At 71.6% G+C, this 17,276-nt stretch carries 18 protein-coding genes; 6 read left to right on the plus strand and 12 right to left on the minus strand.

Going from position 1 to position 17,276, the window contains the following annotated elements; translation table 11 throughout:
* The first annotated feature begins 40 nt into the window (after positions 1 to 40).
* Positions 41 to 634: a TetR/AcrR family transcriptional regulator gene (locus ACFY5C_RS28265; protein WP_389448957.1), complete on the plus strand. Its 594-nt coding sequence runs from the start codon at positions 41 to 43 to the stop codon at positions 632 to 634.
* Between the two features lie 70 nt (positions 635 to 704).
* On the opposite strand, the gene ACFY5C_RS28270 is transcribed toward ACFY5C_RS28265, so the two are convergent.
* The 3 genes from ACFY5C_RS28270 to ACFY5C_RS28280 all read right to left on the minus strand — a co-directional run bounded on the left by ACFY5C_RS28270 (position 705) and on the right by ACFY5C_RS28280 (position 3,446).
* A complete protein-coding gene (locus ACFY5C_RS28270) occupies positions 705 to 1,919 on the minus strand; it encodes an acyl-CoA dehydrogenase (RefSeq protein WP_389448960.1) in 1,215 nt (404 codons plus the stop codon).
* 6 nt (positions 1,920 to 1,925) lie between these two features.
* On the minus strand, positions 1,926 to 2,960 hold the full coding sequence (locus ACFY5C_RS28275) for a phosphotransferase family protein (RefSeq protein ID WP_389448962.1): 1,035 nt from the start codon (positions 2,958 to 2,960) through the stop codon (positions 1,926 to 1,928).
* A gap of 189 nt (positions 2,961 to 3,149) precedes the next feature.
* Positions 3,150 to 3,446, minus strand: a complete 297-nt coding sequence (locus ACFY5C_RS28280) for a hypothetical protein (RefSeq protein ID WP_389448965.1) — start codon at positions 3,444 to 3,446, stop codon at positions 3,150 to 3,152.
* 114 nt (positions 3,447 to 3,560) lie between these two features.
* Between ACFY5C_RS28280 and ACFY5C_RS28285 the strand changes: the two genes are divergently transcribed.
* A complete protein-coding gene (locus ACFY5C_RS28285; protein ID WP_389448968.1) occupies positions 3,561 to 4,541 on the plus strand; it encodes an NADP-dependent oxidoreductase in 981 nt (326 codons plus the stop codon).
* Positions 4,542 to 4,566: 25 nt separating this feature from the next.
* Here ACFY5C_RS28285 and ACFY5C_RS28290 read toward each other — a convergent pair whose 3' ends face one another.
* The 4 genes from ACFY5C_RS28290 to ACFY5C_RS28305 form a co-directional block, all read right to left on the minus strand.
* Positions 4,567 to 4,896 (minus strand): DUF202 domain-containing protein, encoded by a 330-nt coding sequence (locus ACFY5C_RS28290; RefSeq protein ID WP_389448971.1) that lies wholly within the window; start codon positions 4,894 to 4,896, stop codon positions 4,567 to 4,569.
* The gene (locus ACFY5C_RS28295) at positions 4,893 to 5,285 is read right to left on the minus strand and encodes a DUF202 domain-containing protein (protein ID WP_328882705.1); all 393 of its coding nucleotides are present in this window, start codon (positions 5,283 to 5,285) and stop codon (positions 4,893 to 4,895) included. The genes ACFY5C_RS28290 and ACFY5C_RS28295 overlap by 4 nt, the downstream gene beginning before the upstream one ends.
* A 65-nt stretch (positions 5,286 to 5,350) precedes the next feature.
* Positions 5,351 to 5,869 (minus strand): NUDIX hydrolase, encoded by a 519-nt coding sequence (locus ACFY5C_RS28300; RefSeq protein WP_389448974.1) that lies wholly within the window; start codon positions 5,867 to 5,869, stop codon positions 5,351 to 5,353.
* 204 nt (positions 5,870 to 6,073) lie between these two features.
* Positions 6,074 to 6,973 carry a DMT family transporter gene (locus ACFY5C_RS28305; protein WP_389448977.1) on the minus strand — a complete coding sequence of 300 codons (900 nt, stop codon included), beginning with the start codon at positions 6,971 to 6,973 and terminating at the stop codon, positions 6,074 to 6,076.
* Between the two features lie 322 nt (positions 6,974 to 7,295).
* Here ACFY5C_RS28305 and ACFY5C_RS28310 point away from each other — a divergent pair, with 322 nt between their 5' ends.
* The 4 genes from ACFY5C_RS28310 to ACFY5C_RS28325 all read left to right on the plus strand — a co-directional run bounded on the left by ACFY5C_RS28310 (position 7,296) and on the right by ACFY5C_RS28325 (position 11,301).
* On the plus strand, positions 7,296 to 8,246 hold the full coding sequence (locus ACFY5C_RS28310; protein WP_389448980.1) for a hypothetical protein: 951 nt from the start codon (positions 7,296 to 7,298) through the stop codon (positions 8,244 to 8,246).
* A 36-nt stretch (positions 8,247 to 8,282) separates the two neighbouring features.
* Positions 8,283 to 9,830 carry an APC family permease gene (locus ACFY5C_RS28315; protein WP_389448983.1) on the plus strand — a complete coding sequence of 516 codons (1,548 nt, stop codon included), beginning with the start codon at positions 8,283 to 8,285 and terminating at the stop codon, positions 9,828 to 9,830.
* 102 nt (positions 9,831 to 9,932) lie between these two features.
* Entirely contained in the window at positions 9,933 to 10,694 is a 762-nt protein-coding gene (locus tag ACFY5C_RS28320; protein WP_389448986.1) for a molybdopterin-dependent oxidoreductase, read from the plus strand.
* Positions 10,678 to 11,301, plus strand: coding sequence for a cytochrome b/b6 domain-containing protein (locus ACFY5C_RS28325; RefSeq protein WP_389448989.1), 624 nt, complete (start codon positions 10,678 to 10,680; stop codon positions 11,299 to 11,301). The genes ACFY5C_RS28320 and ACFY5C_RS28325 overlap by 17 nt, the downstream gene beginning before the upstream one ends.
* 63 nt (positions 11,302 to 11,364) lie before the next feature.
* Here the strand turns inward: ACFY5C_RS28325 and ACFY5C_RS28330 are convergent, their stop codons facing one another.
* The 5 genes from ACFY5C_RS28330 to ACFY5C_RS28350 all read right to left on the minus strand — a co-directional run bounded on the left by ACFY5C_RS28330 (position 11,365) and on the right by ACFY5C_RS28350 (position 17,173).
* Positions 11,365 to 13,122 (minus strand): hypothetical protein, encoded by a 1,758-nt coding sequence (locus ACFY5C_RS28330; RefSeq protein ID WP_389448992.1) that lies wholly within the window; start codon positions 13,120 to 13,122, stop codon positions 11,365 to 11,367.
* 262 nt (positions 13,123 to 13,384) lie between these two features.
* Positions 13,385 to 14,413, minus strand: a complete 1,029-nt coding sequence (locus ACFY5C_RS28335) for an L-idonate 5-dehydrogenase (protein ID WP_389448995.1) — start codon at positions 14,411 to 14,413, stop codon at positions 13,385 to 13,387.
* 14 nt (positions 14,414 to 14,427) lie between these two features.
* Positions 14,428 to 15,201 (minus strand): SDR family oxidoreductase, encoded by a 774-nt coding sequence (locus ACFY5C_RS28340; protein WP_389448997.1) that lies wholly within the window; start codon positions 15,199 to 15,201, stop codon positions 14,428 to 14,430.
* A gap of 10 nt (positions 15,202 to 15,211) precedes the next feature.
* Positions 15,212 to 16,609 (minus strand): GntP family permease, encoded by a 1,398-nt coding sequence (locus ACFY5C_RS28345; protein WP_389449000.1) that lies wholly within the window; start codon positions 16,607 to 16,609, stop codon positions 15,212 to 15,214.
* A 45-nt stretch (positions 16,610 to 16,654) separates the two neighbouring features.
* Positions 16,655 to 17,173 carry a gluconokinase gene (locus tag ACFY5C_RS28350; protein ID WP_389449003.1) on the minus strand — a complete coding sequence of 173 codons (519 nt, stop codon included), beginning with the start codon at positions 17,171 to 17,173 and terminating at the stop codon, positions 16,655 to 16,657.
* Positions 17,174 to 17,276: the final 103 nt, after the last annotated feature.

A 17,276-nucleotide genomic window follows, 5' to 3' on the forward strand; every position in this document is an offset into this window, starting at 1 on the left:
ACGCAAGCAGGAAAATCTCGGAAGGGCAGGTGGCGGCACAGTGGCCAGGACGACGGACGGTGACGGTACGCCCGTCCCGCAGCGGCTGCTCGCCGCCGCCACCCGGCTCTTCGCGGAGCAGGGCTACGACCGCACCTCGGTGCAGGAGATCGTCGAGGCGGCCGGCGTCACCAAGGGGGCGCTGTACCACTACTTCGGTTCCAAGGACGACCTCCTGCACGAGGTGTACGCGCGCGTGCTGCGCGTTCAGCAGGAGCGGCTGGATGCCTTCGCGGGGGCCGACGAGCCCATCGAGAAGCGGCTGCGGAGGGCGGCGGCGGACGTCGTGGTGACGACCATCGAGAACCTCGACGACGCGATGATCTTCTTCCGGTCGATGCATCATCTGAGCCCGGAGAAGAACAAGCAGGTGCGCGCCGAGCGGCGGCTCTACCACGAGCGCTTCCGTGCGCTCGTCGAGGAGGGTCAGGAGGCGGGCGTCTTCTCCACTGCGACTCCGGCGGACCTCGTCGTGGACTACCACTTCGGCTCCGTCCACCATCTGTCGACGTGGTACCGCCCCGACGGCCCGATGAGCCCCCAGGAGGTCGCGGACCACTTGGCGGACCTGCTGCTGCGGGCACTTCGGCCCTGAACGGGCCTCGCAGCACAACGCCGGAGGGGCTGGATTCCAGCCCCTCCGGCGTTTGAGACTCCCTACGGAGTCAGACGTACTTCTTCAACTCCCGGCGAGCCAGCGACCGCTGATGCACCTCGTCCGGCCCGTCGGCGATCATCAGGGTCCGCGCGCCGGCGTACAGCTCCGCCAGCGGGAAGTCCTGGCTGACACCAGCCGCACCGTGCAACTGGATCGCCCGGTCGAGGATGTCGACGACCGCCCGCGGGGTGGCGATCTTGATGGACTGGATCTCCGTGTGGGCACCCCTGTTGCCGACGGTGTCCATCAGCCAGGCGGTCTTCAGGACCAGCAGACGCAGCTGCTCGACCGTCACCCGCGCGTCGGCGATCCAGTTGTGGACCACGCCCTGCTGGGCCAGCGCCTTGCCGAAGGCGTCACGGGACACCGCCCGTCGGCACATCAGCTCGATCGCCCGCTCGGCCATGCCGATCAGCCGCATGCAGTGGTGGATACGGCCCGGACCGAGCCGCGCCTGGGCGATGGCGAAGCCGCCGCCCTCCTCGCCGATGAGGTTGGACACCGGCACGCGCGCGTGGTCGAAGACCACCTCGGCGTGGCCGCCGTGGGAGTGGTCCTCGTAGCCGAAGACCTGCATGGCGCGCTTGATCGTGACGCCCGGGGTGTCACTGGGGACCAGGACCATGGACTGCTGACGGCGGATGTCCTCGCCTTCCGGGTCCGTCTTGCCCATCACGATGAGGATCTTGCAGTCCGGGTTCATCGCCCCGGAGATGTACCACTTGCGGCCCGTGATGACGTACTCGTCACCGTCCCGCTCTATGAGCGTGGTGATGTTCGTGGCGTCCGAGGAGGCCACATCGGGTTCGGTCATCGCGAACGCCGAGCGGATCTCACCGGCCAGCAGCGGCTCCAGCCACTGCTTCTTCTGCTGCTCGTCGCCGAACTGGGACAGCACCTCCATGTTCCCGGTGTCGGGCGCCGCGCAGTTCGTGGCTGTCGGTGCCAGGTGCGGGGAGCGGCCGGTGATTTCGGCGAGCGGGGCGTACTGGAGGTTGGTGAGCCCGGCCCCGTACTCCTGATCCGGCAGGAAGAGGTTCCACAGGCCCTGCCTGCGAGCCTCGGCCTTGAGCTCCTCCACCACGGCAGGTGTGTCCCACGGGGAGGCCAGCTCGGCCCGCTGCTCCTCGGCCACCGCCTCGGCGGGATAGACGTACTCGTCCATGAAGGCGAGCAGCTTGGCGCGCAGCTCCTCGGTGCGTGCGTCGAACGCGAAGTCCATATCCCGTCAGCCTTCCTGGATGCCGTCTTGAAGAGTGGTCAGGCCGTGCTCGATGAAGACCGGAACCAGGTCGCCGATGCGGTCGAAGCCGCGGCCGACCGTCTGGCCCAGCGTGTAGCGGTAGTGGATGCCCTCCAGGATCACGGCGAGCTTGAACCAGGCGAACGCCGTGTACCAGGAGACCGCGGAGACGTCGCGCCCCGAGCGCGCGGCGTACCGCTCGATCAGTTCGGCCGGCGTCGGATGGCCGGGCGCCTCGGCGGTCGTGGAGACCGGGGAGTCCGCCATGCCCAGCGGCATGCTGTACATCACCAGCAGGCCGAGGTCGGTGAGCGGGTCGCCGAGCGTCGACATCTCCCAGTCGAGGATCGCCTTGATCTTGTCGTCGTCACCGATGAGGACGTTGTCCAGCCGGTAGTCGCCGTGGACCACCGTCGCCGTGGGAGAGGCCGGCAGCCGGCGGCCGAGCGTCGCATGCAGCTCGTCGATGCCGGCCAGCTCGCGGTTGCGGGAGGCGTCCAACTGCTTGCCCCAGCGGCGCAGTTGGCGGTCCAGGAAGCCCTCGGGCCGGCCGAAGTCCTCAAGACCCACCGACGCCGGCTCCACCGCGTGCAGCTCGACGAGGGTGTCCACCAGCGACAGCACCGCGCCCCGGGTGCGCTCCGCGCCGAGCGGGGCGAGCTGGTCGGCGGTGCGGTACGGGGTGCCCTCGACGAACTCCATGACGTAGAACGGCGATCCGAGCACCTCCTCGTCCTCGCACAGCAGCACCGGCCGCGGCACCGGCACGTCCGTGGGGTACAGCGCGCTGATGACCCGGTGCTCGCGCTTCATGTCGTGCGCCGTGGCGAGGACGTGGCCGAGCGGCGGCCGTCGTACGACCCACCGCGAGGTGCCGTCGGAGACCGCGTACGTGAGGTTCGACCGTCCGCCCTCGATCAGCCGGCCGGTCAGCGGACCGTGCGCCAGACCGGGCCGCTCGCGCTCGAGCAGGCCGCGCAGCCGTTCGAGATCGAGTCCGGGTGGATGGTCGGGGCTCATACGGGGCTCCTAAGGCAGGTTAACGGGACCTGACTCATGATGCCGACCAGTCGGTATGTCGTCCAGTGGGGGAGCCGAACGTGATCGGGGCCACGATAGGCCGACAGCTCCCCGCGCGGTGCGTCGGGGAGCTGTCGGGAGTGCGTTCTCGGCCAGTGCGGGGCGGGTCGGACACAGCCGCCCGTGGGCTCAGTGGTCGTCCCAGTGACCCGCGTGGGCGGCGTGCCGGTGGCCGTCGTGCAGGTAGTCGACGTGGTCGCCGTGCAGGACGCTCTCGTGCCCGCAGTCGGCGCCGTGCTGATGGGCGTGGCCCTCGTGCGCGACATGCCCGTCCGTCTCGCACTCGTCCCAGTGGCCGCTGTGCTCGCGGTGCAGGTGACCGTCGTGCGCGTAGTCGGTGTGGTCGCCGTGCGGCACCGCGGTGTGCCCGCAGTCCGGACCGTGGGAGTGCGTGTGGGAGGGGTGTTCCACGTGCATGGTGGTCATGGTGCTCACCTTCGAAGGTGCGGGTTGGTGACGTCGGACAGGCTGCCACGCGAACGGCTCATATCGGGTTATTCGGGCTTGCGTGGCGCCCTCCCACCCCGGAGGGTCGAACCCATGAAGGGCATCAGCTACACACGCTACGGCGGGGCCGACGAGCTCGCATACGGGGATGTGCGCGATCCGCGCGTCGGCCCCGACTCCGTGCTGGTGAAGGTGCGGGCGGCCGCGGTCAACCCGGTCGACTGGAAATGCCGCGAGGGCTACATGGACCGGATGCTCGAGCCGGTCTTCCCGGTCGTCCCCGGCTGGGACGTCTCCGGTGTCGTCGTCCAGCCGGGTGTCTCCGTCACGGAGTTCGGCGTCGGCGACGAGGTCATCGGCTACGTACGCGAGGACGTCCTCTCGCGCGGCACCTTCGCCGAGTACGTCGCCGCGCCCGTGCGCACCCTCGCGCGCAAGCCGCGGAACCTCACCTGGGAGGAGGCGGCCGGTCTGCCGCTGGTGGGGCTGACGGCGTTCCAGGTGCTGACCAAGGTCCTCCAGGTCAAGCGCGACGAGACGGTCCTCGTGCACGCGGCGGCCGGCGGTGTCGGCTCGATCGCCGTCCAGCTCGCCCGCCATCTGGGCGCCCGGGTGATCGGTACGGCGAGCGCGCACAACCACGACTTCGTACGCGGTCTCGGCGGTGAGCCGGTCGAGTACGGCGACGGCCTGACCGAGCGGGTGCGGGGGCTTGCGCCCGAGGGCGTGGACGCGGCGTTCGACACGGTCGGCGGTGACGCGCTGAAGGCCTCGGCCAACCTGCTGGCCCCCGAGGGCCGCCTGGTGTCGATCGCGGACCCGGACGTCTTCGACTACGGGGGTCGCTACTACTTCGTCCGCCCCGACGCGGCGGACCTGCTGCGGCTGTGCGAGCTGGCGGAGGAGGGGGTGGTGTCCGTGCACGTCTCGCAGACGTTCCCGCTGGAGCGGGCGGCGGACGCGCACCGGCTCAACCAGGAGGGCCGTACCCGGGGCAAGATCGTGGTGACGGTGGACTGGGAGACGGAGGAGGAGCCGGTGGCGCCGGAGGGGCTCTGGCAGGGGGCGGAGTGAGCGGGCCGTAGCCGAAGGCGGGGTCTCAGAGGACCAGGGCGGCGCCGCACAGGGCCAGGGCCACGGTGAACAGGACCATGCCCGTGGCGTGCCGCGGGGCGAGGGCCGCCGGTTCGACGGACGAGGCGAGGACGCTGATACGGCGGTGGGCGAGCGCCAGGAAGCCCAGCCACAGCCCGATGCACAGGGCGCAGACGACGAGGCCGACCACGGAGACGCCGCCGTGCAGCGCGGTCTTCACGGCGAGTACGGCGGCCACGGTGCCGGACAGTGTCGTACGGCGCCACGCGAGGCGCGTCCGCTCGGGCTGCAGTCCCGGATCCCTGACGGGCTCGGCGACCGCCCCCGGGTTCACCCTTCCCACCCCACGAGCACGACGACGACCATCGCGATGGCCACGACCGCGACCACCAGGCTCAGCACCGCCGGGAACCGCGACACCGGCAGGTCCTCGCCCCGCCGCATCGCCCGCTCGCAGCGCACCCAGTGATTGACGGCGCGCAACGAACACAGCACGCCGGCCGCGAGCAGCGCGAGCGCCAGCCCGACGCGCCAGCCCCAGCGCAGATCCGGCAGGAACTGGTCCACCGCGAAGCCACCGCCGACGAGCGCGAGCGCGGTACGCAGCCAGGCCAGAAAGGTGCGCTCGTTGGCCAGCGAGAACCGGTAGTCGGGCGTCCCGCCCTCCTGCCGGATCTCCTGCGGCGCGAACCACAGCCGGACGTTCCGTACGAACTCGATCACATGCACGACCCTATCCGGGCGACGGTCAGGGGTGCTGTCCGTGCCACGGGCCGTCCCCGGGCGGATCAGCAGGCCGCCGCCCGGTAGGCCCTGAGCCGCTCGTACGCCGCCAGCCCGTCCGGTACCCACGCCCACTCCGCCAGCCGTCGCTCCACCTCGGCATCCGGCAGGAAGTCGTGCCAGGCGACCTCCTCCACCTGCGGACTCACCGGCAGCTCGCAGCGCACCTCGTACACCGCCGACCACCAGGTCTGCCCGGCGCCGTCGTCGTAGAGGAACTTGAAGAGGTACGTGGGGCGGGGGAGGCCGCTCACGCCGAGTTCCTCCTCGGCCTCGCGCAGGGCGGCGTCGTCGTACGACTCGCCCGCGCCCACCACGCCGCCTACGAACATGTCGTACCGCGAGGGAAAGACCAGCTTCGTGGGCGTGCGGCGATGCACGAACAGGCGGCCCTGCGAGTCCCGGGCCTCGATGAAGACGCAGCGATGGCGCAGCCGCTTGGCGTAGGCCTCGCCGCGGCGGGACCGTCCGACGACCCGGTCGTGCTCGTCGACGATGTCGAGGATCTCATCAGCAGCGCTCATGGCGCCATCCAAGCAGGACGGCCGCTCGGGCGGTCAGTGTGCCGGGAGCGTCGCCGCGGCAGTGTGCTGTGGTTGTTTCCGCTCGGGCGGTCAGTGTGCCGGGAGCGTCGCCGCGGCAGTGTGCTGTGGTTGTTCCTGCTCGGGCGGTCAGGGTGCCGGGGGCGCCGCCACGGCCATCCGTCGTGGCTGTTCCCGGTCGCGCGGTCAGCGTGCCGGGACCGCCGCCACCGCAACCTGCCGCGGCTGCTTCACGCCGCTCGGCATCGCCGAATGCGTGCCGAGCATGATGATGCCCACCACGATCGCGGCGAGCCCCGCCGCCTCCCACGCCAGCGCGCCCGTGTCGGCGCGCAGCCGGTCGCCGAGGAAGCCGACGCCGCAGAGGATGCCGGCCAGCGGCTGGGCCGCGGTCAGGGCCGGCAGGGACATGCGCAGGGACGCCGTCTCGAAGGCGCTCTGGACGAGGATCAGCCCGGTGAGGCCGAGCGCCACGACGGCGTACGGCTGCCAGCTGGTCAGGATCTCCGCCATGCCGCCCTCGGCGAACCGCTGCCCGGTCACGCGTGTGAGGGCGTCCTGCACGCCGTACAGCAGACCGGCCGCCGTGGCCAGCAGCGCAGGGCCCGCGTTGAGCCGCGAGCGCTTGGCGTACGCCGTGAGCAGTAGGGCCGCCCCCACCATGACGCCGATGATCAGCCACTGCCTGAAGTCACCACTGGGCGCCGTCCCGCCGTGTGGCTGTCCGGCGATGATGAAGGCCGTCACACCGCCCGCGAGCAGTGCGAGTCCCGTCCAGCCCTGGCGGCCCAGCGGCTGCTTGGTCTGGCGGCGGGAGAGCGCTAGCGCGAAGAGCAGATTCGTCGCCAGCAGCGGTTCCACGAGGGAGATCTCGCCCTGGCCCAGCGCCATCGCGCCGAGCGCCATGCCGACCACCATCAGCCCGATGCCGCCCAGCCAGCGGGGCACCTTCATCAGGTCGAGGAGGATCCGGGGGGAGAGGAAGTCACTCAGCGGCGCCTTCTGGGCCGCGTTCTGCTGCAGTACGAAGCCGAAGCCCAGGCAGCAGGCGGCACTCACGGCGAGTATCAGGATCAGAAGCGACACGCTGCGTACCTCGATCATCCTGCCGGGGTAGGGGACGGGGTGCGTAAGGGCCGACTGTAGCGGCCCAGGCCCGGCATGCGCGTCCTGCCATCGTGCGGTGCCTGGTCCTGCTACGCCATGACGTACGCCACACACTCTGAACAATTCCGACATTTAAGGCAAGCTGCATGGGTGTTGAACGCATCAAGTGCCTCACCAGTCACAGCAGTTGACGCGTGTAACGCCCCGGCGGCCCTTGACGCGAACCATTGGCTGCGGGTTTGCTGTGCGTGATCGCCCGATGACAGGCCACATTCTTCCGTCCCCGACAGAACCCAGAACGGTGTCCCCACCCCCGCCACCCCTCGGCCGCGGCCGCAAGCGCGCATCCCACACCTTCGACGCGGCCCTGGACGACGCCGAGCTCGCCGCCGCCCGCACCGCGCTCGCCCAAGGCAGATGGCAGACGGCCCGCGCGCTGCTCGCCCGGACCGGCGACGACTGGGACCGCAGAGGGCACCGCGTCACCGTCCTCGCCCAGGAGCCGTACTGCGCCCCCTGGACCCGTGACTGGCTGCTCGCCGAGCCCGACTCCGCCGACGCCGCCGTCCTGCTCGCCCTCGCCCAGGTCCAGCGCGCTCTGCGCGGCAAGGAGAAGCCGGTCCGCGCCCGCGAGTCCTGCCACTCCGCCGCCACGCTCGCGCCCGCCGACCCCACCCCCTGGCTCGGCCTGCTCATGCTGGAGAGCGCCCTCGGTGCCGAGGAGGCGGTGCGGCAGCTGTTCGCGGAGGTCGGCGCCCGGTACGCGGACCACCACCACGCCCATCACCTGATGGTCGCCCGGCTCGCCGAACGCCACACCGGTGCCGGTCCCGACCCGCTGCACGAGGTCTACGACTTCGCCAACGCGGCCGCCGAGCGGGCCCCCGCCGACTCCCCGCTCGCCGTCCTCCCGGTCATCGCCCACGCCGAGCGCTACCGCGTCCTCGCAGGTGCGGGGCGCGAGCAGCCCGACGCGGCCACCTCCGGGCACTGGGCCGGCCGCCGGGCCCGGCAGGTGATGCGGGCCGCCTTCGACTGGTGGCTGGAGTGGGAGCAGGAGGGGCACCCGCGCCGTCTGGTCGACCTGAACTACCTCGCCCACGCCAAGGTCTGCGAAGGCCGCGGCGCCGAGGCCGCCGCCTTGTTCCACCGCATCGGCGAGCACGCCACCCCGTCGCCGTGGTCGTACCCGGACCGCGAGCCGTATCCCGCCTTCCGAGCCGCACGTGACACCGCGCTCGGCACGGCGTAACGCCCCCAACCGCAGTCGACCCAAGGACGGTCCCCGATGACCACGGGCAGTTCCAGCACGAGCAGAGCCACCGCCGGCGGTGGCGGAATCAGTACGTTCAAGGGGCAGGACCGGGCCCTGCGCGCCGACCGGCTGGGCACGACGGGCCTGCTGTTGTCCGTGCTCGCCGCGACGGCACCCCTCATGGTGGTAGCGGGTGTCATGCCCACGACCTTCGGGGTGATGGGCGTCGTCGGGCAGCCGCTGCTCTTCGTGGTCCTCGGCCTCGTCCTCGCGCTCTTCAGCGTCGGATACGCCGAGATGAGCCGGCACGTCCACAACGCCGGCGCCTTCTACGCCTATATCTCCCGCGGCCTCGGCGGCACCGCGGGCGCCGGCGCCGCGATGGTCGCTCTCGTCGCCTACAACGCCCTCCAGGTCGGCATCTACGGCATCTTCGGCTTCGAGGTCTCCGGGCTGTTCGCCACCTACCTGGACACGGAGGTCGCCTGGTGGATACCGGCGCTGGCGGCCGTCCTCCTGGTGGGCGGGCTCGGCTGGCTGAAGATCGACCTCAACGCGCGCGTGCTCGGCGTCCTGCTGATCATCGAGGTCGTCCTCGTGGTCGTCTTCGACGTCGCCGCGATCGCCGACCCCGGCAAGGAGGGCCTGTCGCTGCACGCCTTCAACCCGGACACCCTCACCGGCGCCGGCATCGGCACCGCCCTGTGCTTCTGCGTCGCCGCCTTCCTCGGCTTCGAGCAGGCGCCCGTCTACGCCGAGGAGACCAGCCGCCCGCACGTCCTCGTGCCCCGCGTGATGTTCCTCGCCATCGGCGGCATCGCCGTCTTCTACACGATCAGCTGCTGGGCGTACACAGTCGCCGCCGGGCCCTCCGCCATCGTCGGCACCGCGCAGGAGCAGAGCGCCGGGACGCTCTTCTTCCTCACCGAGGACCTCCTGGGCCCCGGCTTCACCGACGTCCTGCACGTGCTGTTCGTGACCGGCATGTTCGCGGCGATGCTCAGCTTCCACAACGTAGTGGCCCGCTACGCCTTCGCCATGGGCCGCGAGGGCCTGCTGCCGTCCGCCTTCGGCCGCACCAGCGGCGCGAGCGGCGCCCCCGGCACGGGTTCGCTGCTGCAGACCGTGATCTCCCTCGTGGTCGTCGCCGCTTTCGCGCTCACCGACGACAAGCCGACCGGCGACCCGACCGCACCGGTGCTGCACCTGTTCACCTGGATGGGCAACCTCGGCGCGCTGGGCGTCGCCGCGCTGATGGCCGCCGCGTCGGTCTCCGTCATCGCCTTCTTCGTGCGCCGCGGCGCCGTCGCTGCCCAGTTCTGGCGGCTGGCCGCCTCCGGGCTCTCCGTCGTCGGGCTGCTGTTCATCGTCGTCTACACCGTCAAGGACTTCGACGTCCTGATCGGCGCGGGCCCGGACTCGGCCCTGAACTGGGCGTTGCCCGCCGTCATCGTCCTCGCGCTGGCCGTGGGTGTGCTCCAGGGCCTGCTCCTGCGCTCCCGCGCGCCCGAGCGGCACGCCCGCATCGGGCTCGGCAACGAGGCGTTCCAGCTGGAGAAGGCGGCGGGGGAGACGCCGTAGCCGCAGTCTGCGCGCGAGCGCCGCGTAAGAAGTGCTTACGGAACCCTGACGAGCACCCGCGATCCCTGGTCCGGCCGGGGTCGCGGGTGTTCGAATGAGTACGTGAACCCCGAACAGCCCGAGAACGAGGGCGGAGAACAGGACGAAGAGCACAGCGGGCAGAGGGGCAAGCCGATCGGCCGCCGCGTCCTGCTCGGCACCCTCGGCCTGGGCGCTCTCGGCGTGGTCACCGCGCCCGCCCTGCAGCGCGGGATGGAGTCCTTCCTCGCGAGCGCCTCCGACAAGGACCCCACCGGCCTGACCGACCTGCTGCCCAACGGCGGCGGCTTCCGCTACTACTCGGTGACCTCTTCCGTCCCCCGCAAGAACGCCACCACCTACCGCCTCACCGTCGACGGCCTGGTCGACCACCCCATGACCTACACGCTGGCCGACCTGCGCGCCCTGCCGCAGACCCGGCTGGTGCGCGACGTCCAGTGCGTCACCGGCTGGCGGGTTCCCGACACCCCCTTCGAGGGCGTGCGCCTGTCCCGGCTCCTCGACGCCGCGGGAGTGCGCAAGGGGGCCGGCGCGGTGCGCTTCACCTGCTTCGACGGCGCCTACAGCGAGAGCCTCACCCTCGACCAGGCCCGCCGCGCCGACGTCATGGTGGCCCTGCGCATGCAGGACAAAAACCTGAACCACGCCCACGGCGGTCCGGTCCGCCTCTATGTGGCGCCCATGTACTTCTACAAGTCCGCCAAGTGGCTCTCCGGCATCACCGTCACCGAGGACGTGAAACCGGGCTACTGGGAGGAACGGGGCTACGACGTCGACGCCTGGGTCGGCCGCTCGAACGGACGCGACGATGAGCCTACGACTTGACGCCCCCGGCCGGTCCACGGGCGTGCGGCGCTTCGGCCCTGCCACCCGCTGGGTGCACCGCACGACGGCCGCGCTGATGGGCGTGTGCGTGGTGACGGCGGCCTGTCTGTACATCCCGCAGCTCGCCGAACTCGTCGGCCGCCGCGAGCTGGTGGTCCGTATCCACGAGTGGGCCGGCCTCGCCCTGCCCGTGCCGGTACTGGCAGGCCTCGCCTCCCGCTACTTCCGCGCCGACCTCGGCTTCCTCAACCGCTTCGGCCCGCACGACCGCGTCTGGCTGCGCGCCGCCCTGCACCGCGACAAGCGGCCGGCGTCCCGTCCGGCGGGCAAGTTCAACGCCGGGCAGAAGATCTACGCCGCGTGGATCGCCGGCGCCACGCTGGTGATGGTCGGCACCGGCCTCATCATGTGGTTCACCCACCTCACTCCCCTCGAGTGGCGCACCAGCGCGACCTTCGTCCACGACTGGCTGGCCCTCACCATCGGCATCGTCCTCGCCGGCCACATCGGCATGGCCCTGGGCGACCCGGAGGCCCGCCGGGGCATGCGGACGGGCTCGGTCAGCCGGGAGTGGGCGGAGCGAGAGCACTCACGGTGGCGGCCATGACGGGCTGCACCGCGACAGGCTGACGCACCTCGGGGGTCGCGAGAGCCGCGATCGGCCGGCTGCCTATGCGCCAGCACCGGCAGACGCGGCGGCGCCGGGCGATGACGTCGGTTGGCCTGGGTCCGGCACCTCGGCGCCGAGCGGGAACAGCCGTTCGCCGGGGTCTGGCATGTCTGCGGTGTGCGGGGACAGTCGTCCGTCGGGGTTGGGGAGCTTGGCGCCGGGTGCTGACGTCGGTTGGTCGGGGTACGGCACTTCGGCGTCTAGCGGGGACCGTCGTTGGCCCGGGTTGGGCAGGTCCGCGGGGGGTGGTGCCCCGGATCGGTCAGCGTCCGGCAGGTCTGCGCCGGGCGGTGGCTCCGATTCGCCGGGGTGCGGCACTTCGGCGTCGAGCGGGGACAGCCGTTGGCCGGGGTTGGGCAGGTCCGCGCCTGGCGGTGCCCCGGATCCGTCAGCGTCCGGCAGGTCTGCGCCGGGCGGTGGCCCCGATTCGCCGGGGTGCGGCACTTCGGCGTCGGGCGGGGACAGTCGTTGGCTGGGGTTGGGCAGGTTCGCGCGGGGCGGTGGCCCGGATCGGTCAGCGTCCGGCACTTCGGCGTCGGGCGGGGACAGTCGTTGGTCGGGGTTGGGCAGGTCCGTGCCTGGCGGTGGCCCGGATCGGTCAGCGTCCGGCAGGTCCCCGCCGGGCGGTGACCCCGATCCGCCGAGATCCCGCACCTCCGCGCCGAGCGAGGACAGCCGTCCGCCGAGATTCGGTGCCGCCGCCCCGGTCGGCGTCCCCGGTTCATCGGGCGCCGGTGTGCCCGGCTGCTCCACCGTGTCCGGGCCGGTGACCGTGAAGGCGGCCGGCAGCCGGACCTCGGTGCCCGCGTGCTGGACCGTGACCTCGGCCGGGCCCGGCTCCAGGGCCGGTACGGCGACGGACAGCACCAGACGGTCACCCGACTCGGACTTCAGGACGGGCACACCCGGGACCACCAGACCGCCGACGCTCACGCTCGCGTCCCGCAACAGCTCGGCATGGTCGAAGTAGGTGCCGGTCAGCTCGATGCCGATCGTGTCGCCGGGCCGTGCCTCGCCGTCGCCGCCCGTGTCGACGCCGGCGATCCGGTAGCCGCACGCCGGCGTGCCGACCGGTGTGGCCGCGAGCCGGACGGTGCCGCCCGGGTGCCGCCGGTGGAAGTCGAGCAGCCCGCCGAGGACGGCGTACGCGGCGCGCCCCTTGCAGGTGTCGACGCGCCCGGCGAGTTCGGCATGGGCCCCGGCCGCCGCGTCCCAGTCGCCACCCCGGCCCTGCACGGCCAGACAGGCCGCGGACAGCCCGCGCAGCAGCTGCCACTCCGCGTCCGCCGACCCCTGCGGGATCCTCCCGAGGGCGGACTCACAGTGCTCCGGCGCGCGGAGCAGGTCGTAAATGCTCGCCGGATCCGGCGTGTTGTCCGAGTCGGGCGAACTCGGGCCGGGCGGGAGCCATGGCGGCGCCTGGAGGACCACGGCGCCCCTGCCGCTCGGAGACGAGGTCGGCGAAGGGGTGGGACTCGCGCTCACCACCCCGCCCGGCACCCCGCCGGGGACGGCTGTCGGCCCGGACGCCTTCTCGCCCGCCCGGCCGTTGGGCGACTGCTGGGCCACCGGAGCGGAGCGATCCGCCGGTTCCGTCGGCCCTCGGCCGCCCTGGGACGGTCCGGCGGTCACGATGGTGCCCCCGCCGCCCCTGCCGTCCGAAGTGCCGCCCCCGTCACTCGTGAAGGCCGCGGCGGCCACCGCCACCGCCCCGACCACGAGCAGCCCCGAGATACGCATCCCGAGGGAAACCGCCATGACGCCCCCCGATGTTCACGCCCCCGACGGCTGCGGCAGCCTTCAGAGGTCACCTCATCATCGGGCCGAAAACGCTCTCGGGGAAGTCGCTTCATGTGATCGTCAGGGCGAGTTCAGGTATCCGCGAGCCGTGGTCCCGGAAACGGAAGCCCGGCCGGGGCCATCGGCCGCTCAAGCCGCTCAAGCCGCTCAAGCCGCTCAAGTCGTTCAAGTGGTTCAAGCCGCTCAGGCCGCCCAAGCCGCTCGGTCCGCACGGTCCCGTTCAGTCCCCGAAGTCCAACAGCACCTTGCACGAGCTGCTCCGGTCCGCCGCGAGCCTGAACGCCGCCTCGGCCTCCCGCACCGGCACCACCGCGCTGACCAGCCCGTCGAACGCCACCTCGGCCGCGAGCAGTTCCAGCGCCCCGTCGAACTCCGTGTCGAAGCGGAACGCGCCCCGAAGCTCGATCTCCCGGCTCACGACGAGGTTCCCCGCGAACGGACTGCGTCCCGCCGGCAGCATCCCCAGCTGCACCACGACGCCACCGCGCCGCACCAGCCGCAGACAGGTGTCCAGCCCCGCGGCAACCCCCGACGCCTCGATCGCCACGTCCACCTCGGAGGGCCACCCGGCCCCGTACGGATCATCCGCCCGTACGAGGGTGTCGGCGCCGGCGATCCGCGCGTACTCAAGTGCCGTCGGCAGCAGGTCCGTCGCCGTGACCCGCCCCGCCCCGGCCGCCTTCGCCGCCGCGACCACCAGACAGCCGATGGGCCCGGCACCGGTCACGAGGACATGCCTCCCCGCCAGGTCACCGGCCCGCCGCACCGCGTGCAGCGCGACGGACAGCGGCTCGGCGAGCGCCGCACGCCGCAGGCCGAGGCCGACCGGGAGCGGCCTCAACTGGTCGGCCGGTACGACCACTTGTGCGGCGAACCCGCCCTGCACGTGCGGAAAGCGCGCCGCGCTGCCCAGGTAGCGGGTGTCCCGGCAGACGTTGCGCCGCCCGTCCGCGCACTCCGGGCAGACCTGGCAGGGCGTGGCCGGGTGCACGGCGACGGCCGTACCGGCAGCCGGACCCGAGGGGGTCGGGGAGCCGTACGACACGACCGTCCCGACCACCTCGTGCCCGAGCACCATCGGCTCCCTGAGCCGGAAGTCCCCGACTCCGCCGTGGAGCCAGTAATGCAGGTCGGAGCCGCAGACCCCGCCGTAGCGCACGGCCACCAGCGCCTGTCCGGGCCCGGGGACCGGCACCGGCAGCTCCTCGACCCGCAGATCGCCCTGACCGTGGATCACACAACCGAGCATCCCGGAGGCCTCCTTCACAGCACGCTCGTCATGCCGCCGTCGACGTACAGCACCTGTCCGCCGACGAAGTCCGCGGCCGGTGAGGCGAGGAACAGCACCCCGCCCACCAGGTCCTCGGTACGGCCCCAGCGTCCGGCCGGGGTCCGCCGCCGTACCCACGCGCTGAACTCCTCGTCCGCGACGAGGGGCTCGGTCAGCTCGGTCTCGATGTAGCCGGGACCGAGGCCGTTGACCTGGACGCCGTAGGGGCCCCAGTCGGCGCACATGCCCTTGGTGAGCATCTTCAGGGCGCCCTTGGTGGCGGCGTACGGCGCGATGCCGGGGCGGACCACCTCGCTCTGCAGCGAGCAGATGTTGATGATCTTTCCGTGGCCGCGCTCCGTCATCCGCCGGGCTGCCTCCCGGCCCACCAGGAACGCGCTGGTGAGGTTGGTGTCCAGGATGCGGTGCCAGTCCGTGTCCGTGAACTCCAGCAGGGGCGCGCGCAGTTGCATGCCCGCGTTGTTGACCAGGATGTCCAGCGGGCCGACCCGCTCCTCGACGTCCGCGATCCCGGCGGCCACGGACGCGCCGTCGGTCACGTCGAACGCGGCCGTGTGGATCCGGTCGCCGGGCGGGCCGGCGGCCAGTTCGGCGGCCGCCTCGCTGAGGCGTGCTCCGTTGCGTCCGTTGAGGACCACCGTGCAGCCGGCCTCCGCGAGCCCGCGGGCGAGCGCGAGGCCGATGCCCCGGCTGGAGCCCGTGACCAGGGCGGTGCGGCCGCTGATGTCGAAGAGCGGGTGGCTCATGCCCGTACCCCTAGATGATCAGTGAGAGCAGCAGGACCAGTCCGCCGGCGACCACCGAGATGATCGTCTCCATGACGGACCAGGTCTTGATGGTCTGGCCGACGTTCAGGCCGAAGTACTCCTTGACCATCCAGAACCCGGCGTCGTTGACATGGCTGAAGAACAGCGAGCCGGCGCCGATGGCCAGGACGAGCAGGGCCGTGTGGGTCGTCGACATGTCGGCCGCGAGCGGGGCGACCAGACCGGCCGCCGAGACCGTGGCCACCGTCGCCGAGCCCGTCGCCAGCCGTATCGCCACCGCGATCAGCCAGGCCAGCAACAGCGCGGGGATCGACCAGTCCTTGGAGATGTCCAGGACCATCTGGCCCACGCCGGTGTCGATCAGCGTCTGCTTGAAGCCGCCGCCGGCGCCCACGATCAGCAGGATGCCCGCGATCGGCGCGAGGCTCTTCTCGACGAGCGGCGACACCCGCTCCTTGCCGAACCCGGCGGGCTTGAGCAGGGTGAAGATGCCCACGAGCACGGAGGCGAGGAGCGCGATCATCGGGGAGCCGACGACGTCGAACACCCGCTGGACGGTGTTCTCGGGGTCGTCGATCACGATGTCGACCAGCGCCTTGGAGAGCATCAGGACGACGGGCAGGAGGATGGTGGCCAGCGTGGCCCCGAAGCCGGGCCGCTTCTCGAGGTCCTCGGAGACCCGCTGGGGGATCATCCGGTCAGGTGCCGGGACGTCGACCCAGCGGGCCGCGTACCGCGAGAACAGCGGGCCGGCGATGATCACGGTCGGGATGGCGACCAGGACGCCGAGCGCCAGCGTCACACCCAGGTTGGCGCCGACCGCGTCGATCGCGACCAGTGGGCCGGGGTGCGGCGGAACCAGGCCGTGCATCACGGAGAGACCGGCGAGGGCCGGGATGCCGATGCGCATCAGCGAGTAGTTGCCGCGCTTGGCGACCATCAGCACGACCGGGATCAGCAGGACGACGCCGACCTCGAAGAACAGCGGCAGGCCGATCACCGAGGCGATCAGCACCATCGCCCACGGCATCGAACGGCCCTTTGCCCTGGCGAGGATGGTGTCGACGATCTGGTCGGCGCCGCCTGAGTCGGCGAGCATCTTGCCGAGGATCGCACCGAGGGCGATCAGCACGCCCACGCCGGCGACGGTGGTGCCGAGCCCGGCGGAGAAGCTGGTGATGACCTTGTCGAGCGGCGCGCCGGCGATCGCGCCGAGCACCAGTGACCCGAGGGTCAGCGACAGGAAGGCGTGGAGCTTGAACTGGGTGATGAGCAGCACGATGACGGCGATGCCCGCCAGGACGGCGATGCCCAGCTGAGCGTGGCCGGCCGAGGTGATGGGCTCGACGGTGTCCGCTGCCAGCATCTCGACGCTGAGTCTGGTCACGGGGTTCCCTTACAGGTACGGGGGCTTGGGGAAGGGGGAGAAGCGTTACGCGGTCGGCTCGGGAAGCGCCGTCAGGGCCGAGGCAGCCCGTCCGGTGATCTCCTCGGGGCTGCCCGACACGTCCACGACGACTCCCGCCTCGTCCTCCTGGAGCGGCTGGAGCGTGGCGAACTGGGAGTCGAGCAGTGCCGTGGGCATGAAGTGCCCCTGCCGGTGCGACATCCGGTCCTCGATGAGGGTGCGGTCGCCCGCCAGGTGCACGAAGACCAGGTCCGGTGCGGCGGCCCGCAGCCGGTCCCGGTACGACCGCTTCAGCGCCGAGCAGCTGACCACCCCGCCGAGCCCCGCCCGCTCGTGCGCCCAGGTGCCGATGGCGTCGAGCCACGGCCACCTGTCGTCGTCGTCGAGCGGGGTGCCGGCCGACATCTTGGCGATGTTGGCCGGCGGGTGGAAGTCGTCGCCCTCGGCATAGGGGACGCCGAGCCGGGCCGCGAGCAGGGGACCGATGGTGGTCTTCCCGGTGCCCGCAACGCCCATGACCACGACGACATGGGGGGTACTCATCGCTGCCTCACTGTCTGCTGTCCTCGTCGACACGTGATGTCGACGCAACTGAAACTCATTAGGTACGACGAATTCAAGAGTGTGTGACATATAAGTCTGACTT

It is taken from the genome of Streptomyces sp. NPDC012935 (assembly GCF_042900345.1).
Taxonomy (GTDB): domain Bacteria; phylum Actinomycetota; class Actinomycetes; order Streptomycetales; family Streptomycetaceae; genus Streptomyces.

Coding starts and splice junctions, on each gene's coding strand:
- ACFY5C_RS28270 (WP_389448960.1), bottom strand. CDS start 1,919: ATGGACTTCGCGTTCGACGCACGCACCGAGGAGCTGCGCGCCAAGCTG.
- ACFY5C_RS28275 (WP_389448962.1), bottom strand. CDS start 2,960: ATGAGCCCCGACCATCCACCCGGACTCGATCTCGAACGGCTGCGCGGC.
- ACFY5C_RS28280 (WP_389448965.1), bottom strand. CDS start 3,446: ATGACCACCATGCACGTGGAACACCCCTCCCACACGCACTCCCACGGT.
- ACFY5C_RS28285 (WP_389448968.1), top strand. CDS start 3,561: ATGAAGGGCATCAGCTACACACGCTACGGCGGGGCCGACGAGCTCGCA.
- ACFY5C_RS28300 (WP_389448974.1), bottom strand. CDS start 5,869: ATGAGCGCTGCTGATGAGATCCTCGACATCGTCGACGAGCACGACCGG.
- ACFY5C_RS28315 (WP_389448983.1), top strand. CDS start 8,283: ATGACCACGGGCAGTTCCAGCACGAGCAGAGCCACCGCCGGCGGTGGC.
- ACFY5C_RS28325 (WP_389448989.1), top strand. CDS start 10,678: ATGAGCCTACGACTTGACGCCCCCGGCCGGTCCACGGGCGTGCGGCGC.
- ACFY5C_RS28330 (WP_389448992.1), bottom strand. CDS start 13,122: ATGGCGGTTTCCCTCGGGATGCGTATCTCGGGGCTGCTCGTGGTCGGG.
- ACFY5C_RS28335 (WP_389448995.1), bottom strand. CDS start 14,413: ATGCTCGGTTGTGTGATCCACGGTCAGGGCGATCTGCGGGTCGAGGAG.
- ACFY5C_RS28340 (WP_389448997.1), bottom strand. CDS start 15,201: ATGAGCCACCCGCTCTTCGACATCAGCGGCCGCACCGCCCTGGTCACG.
- ACFY5C_RS28350 (WP_389449003.1), bottom strand. CDS start 17,173: ATGAGTACCCCCCATGTCGTCGTGGTCATGGGCGTTGCGGGCACCGGG.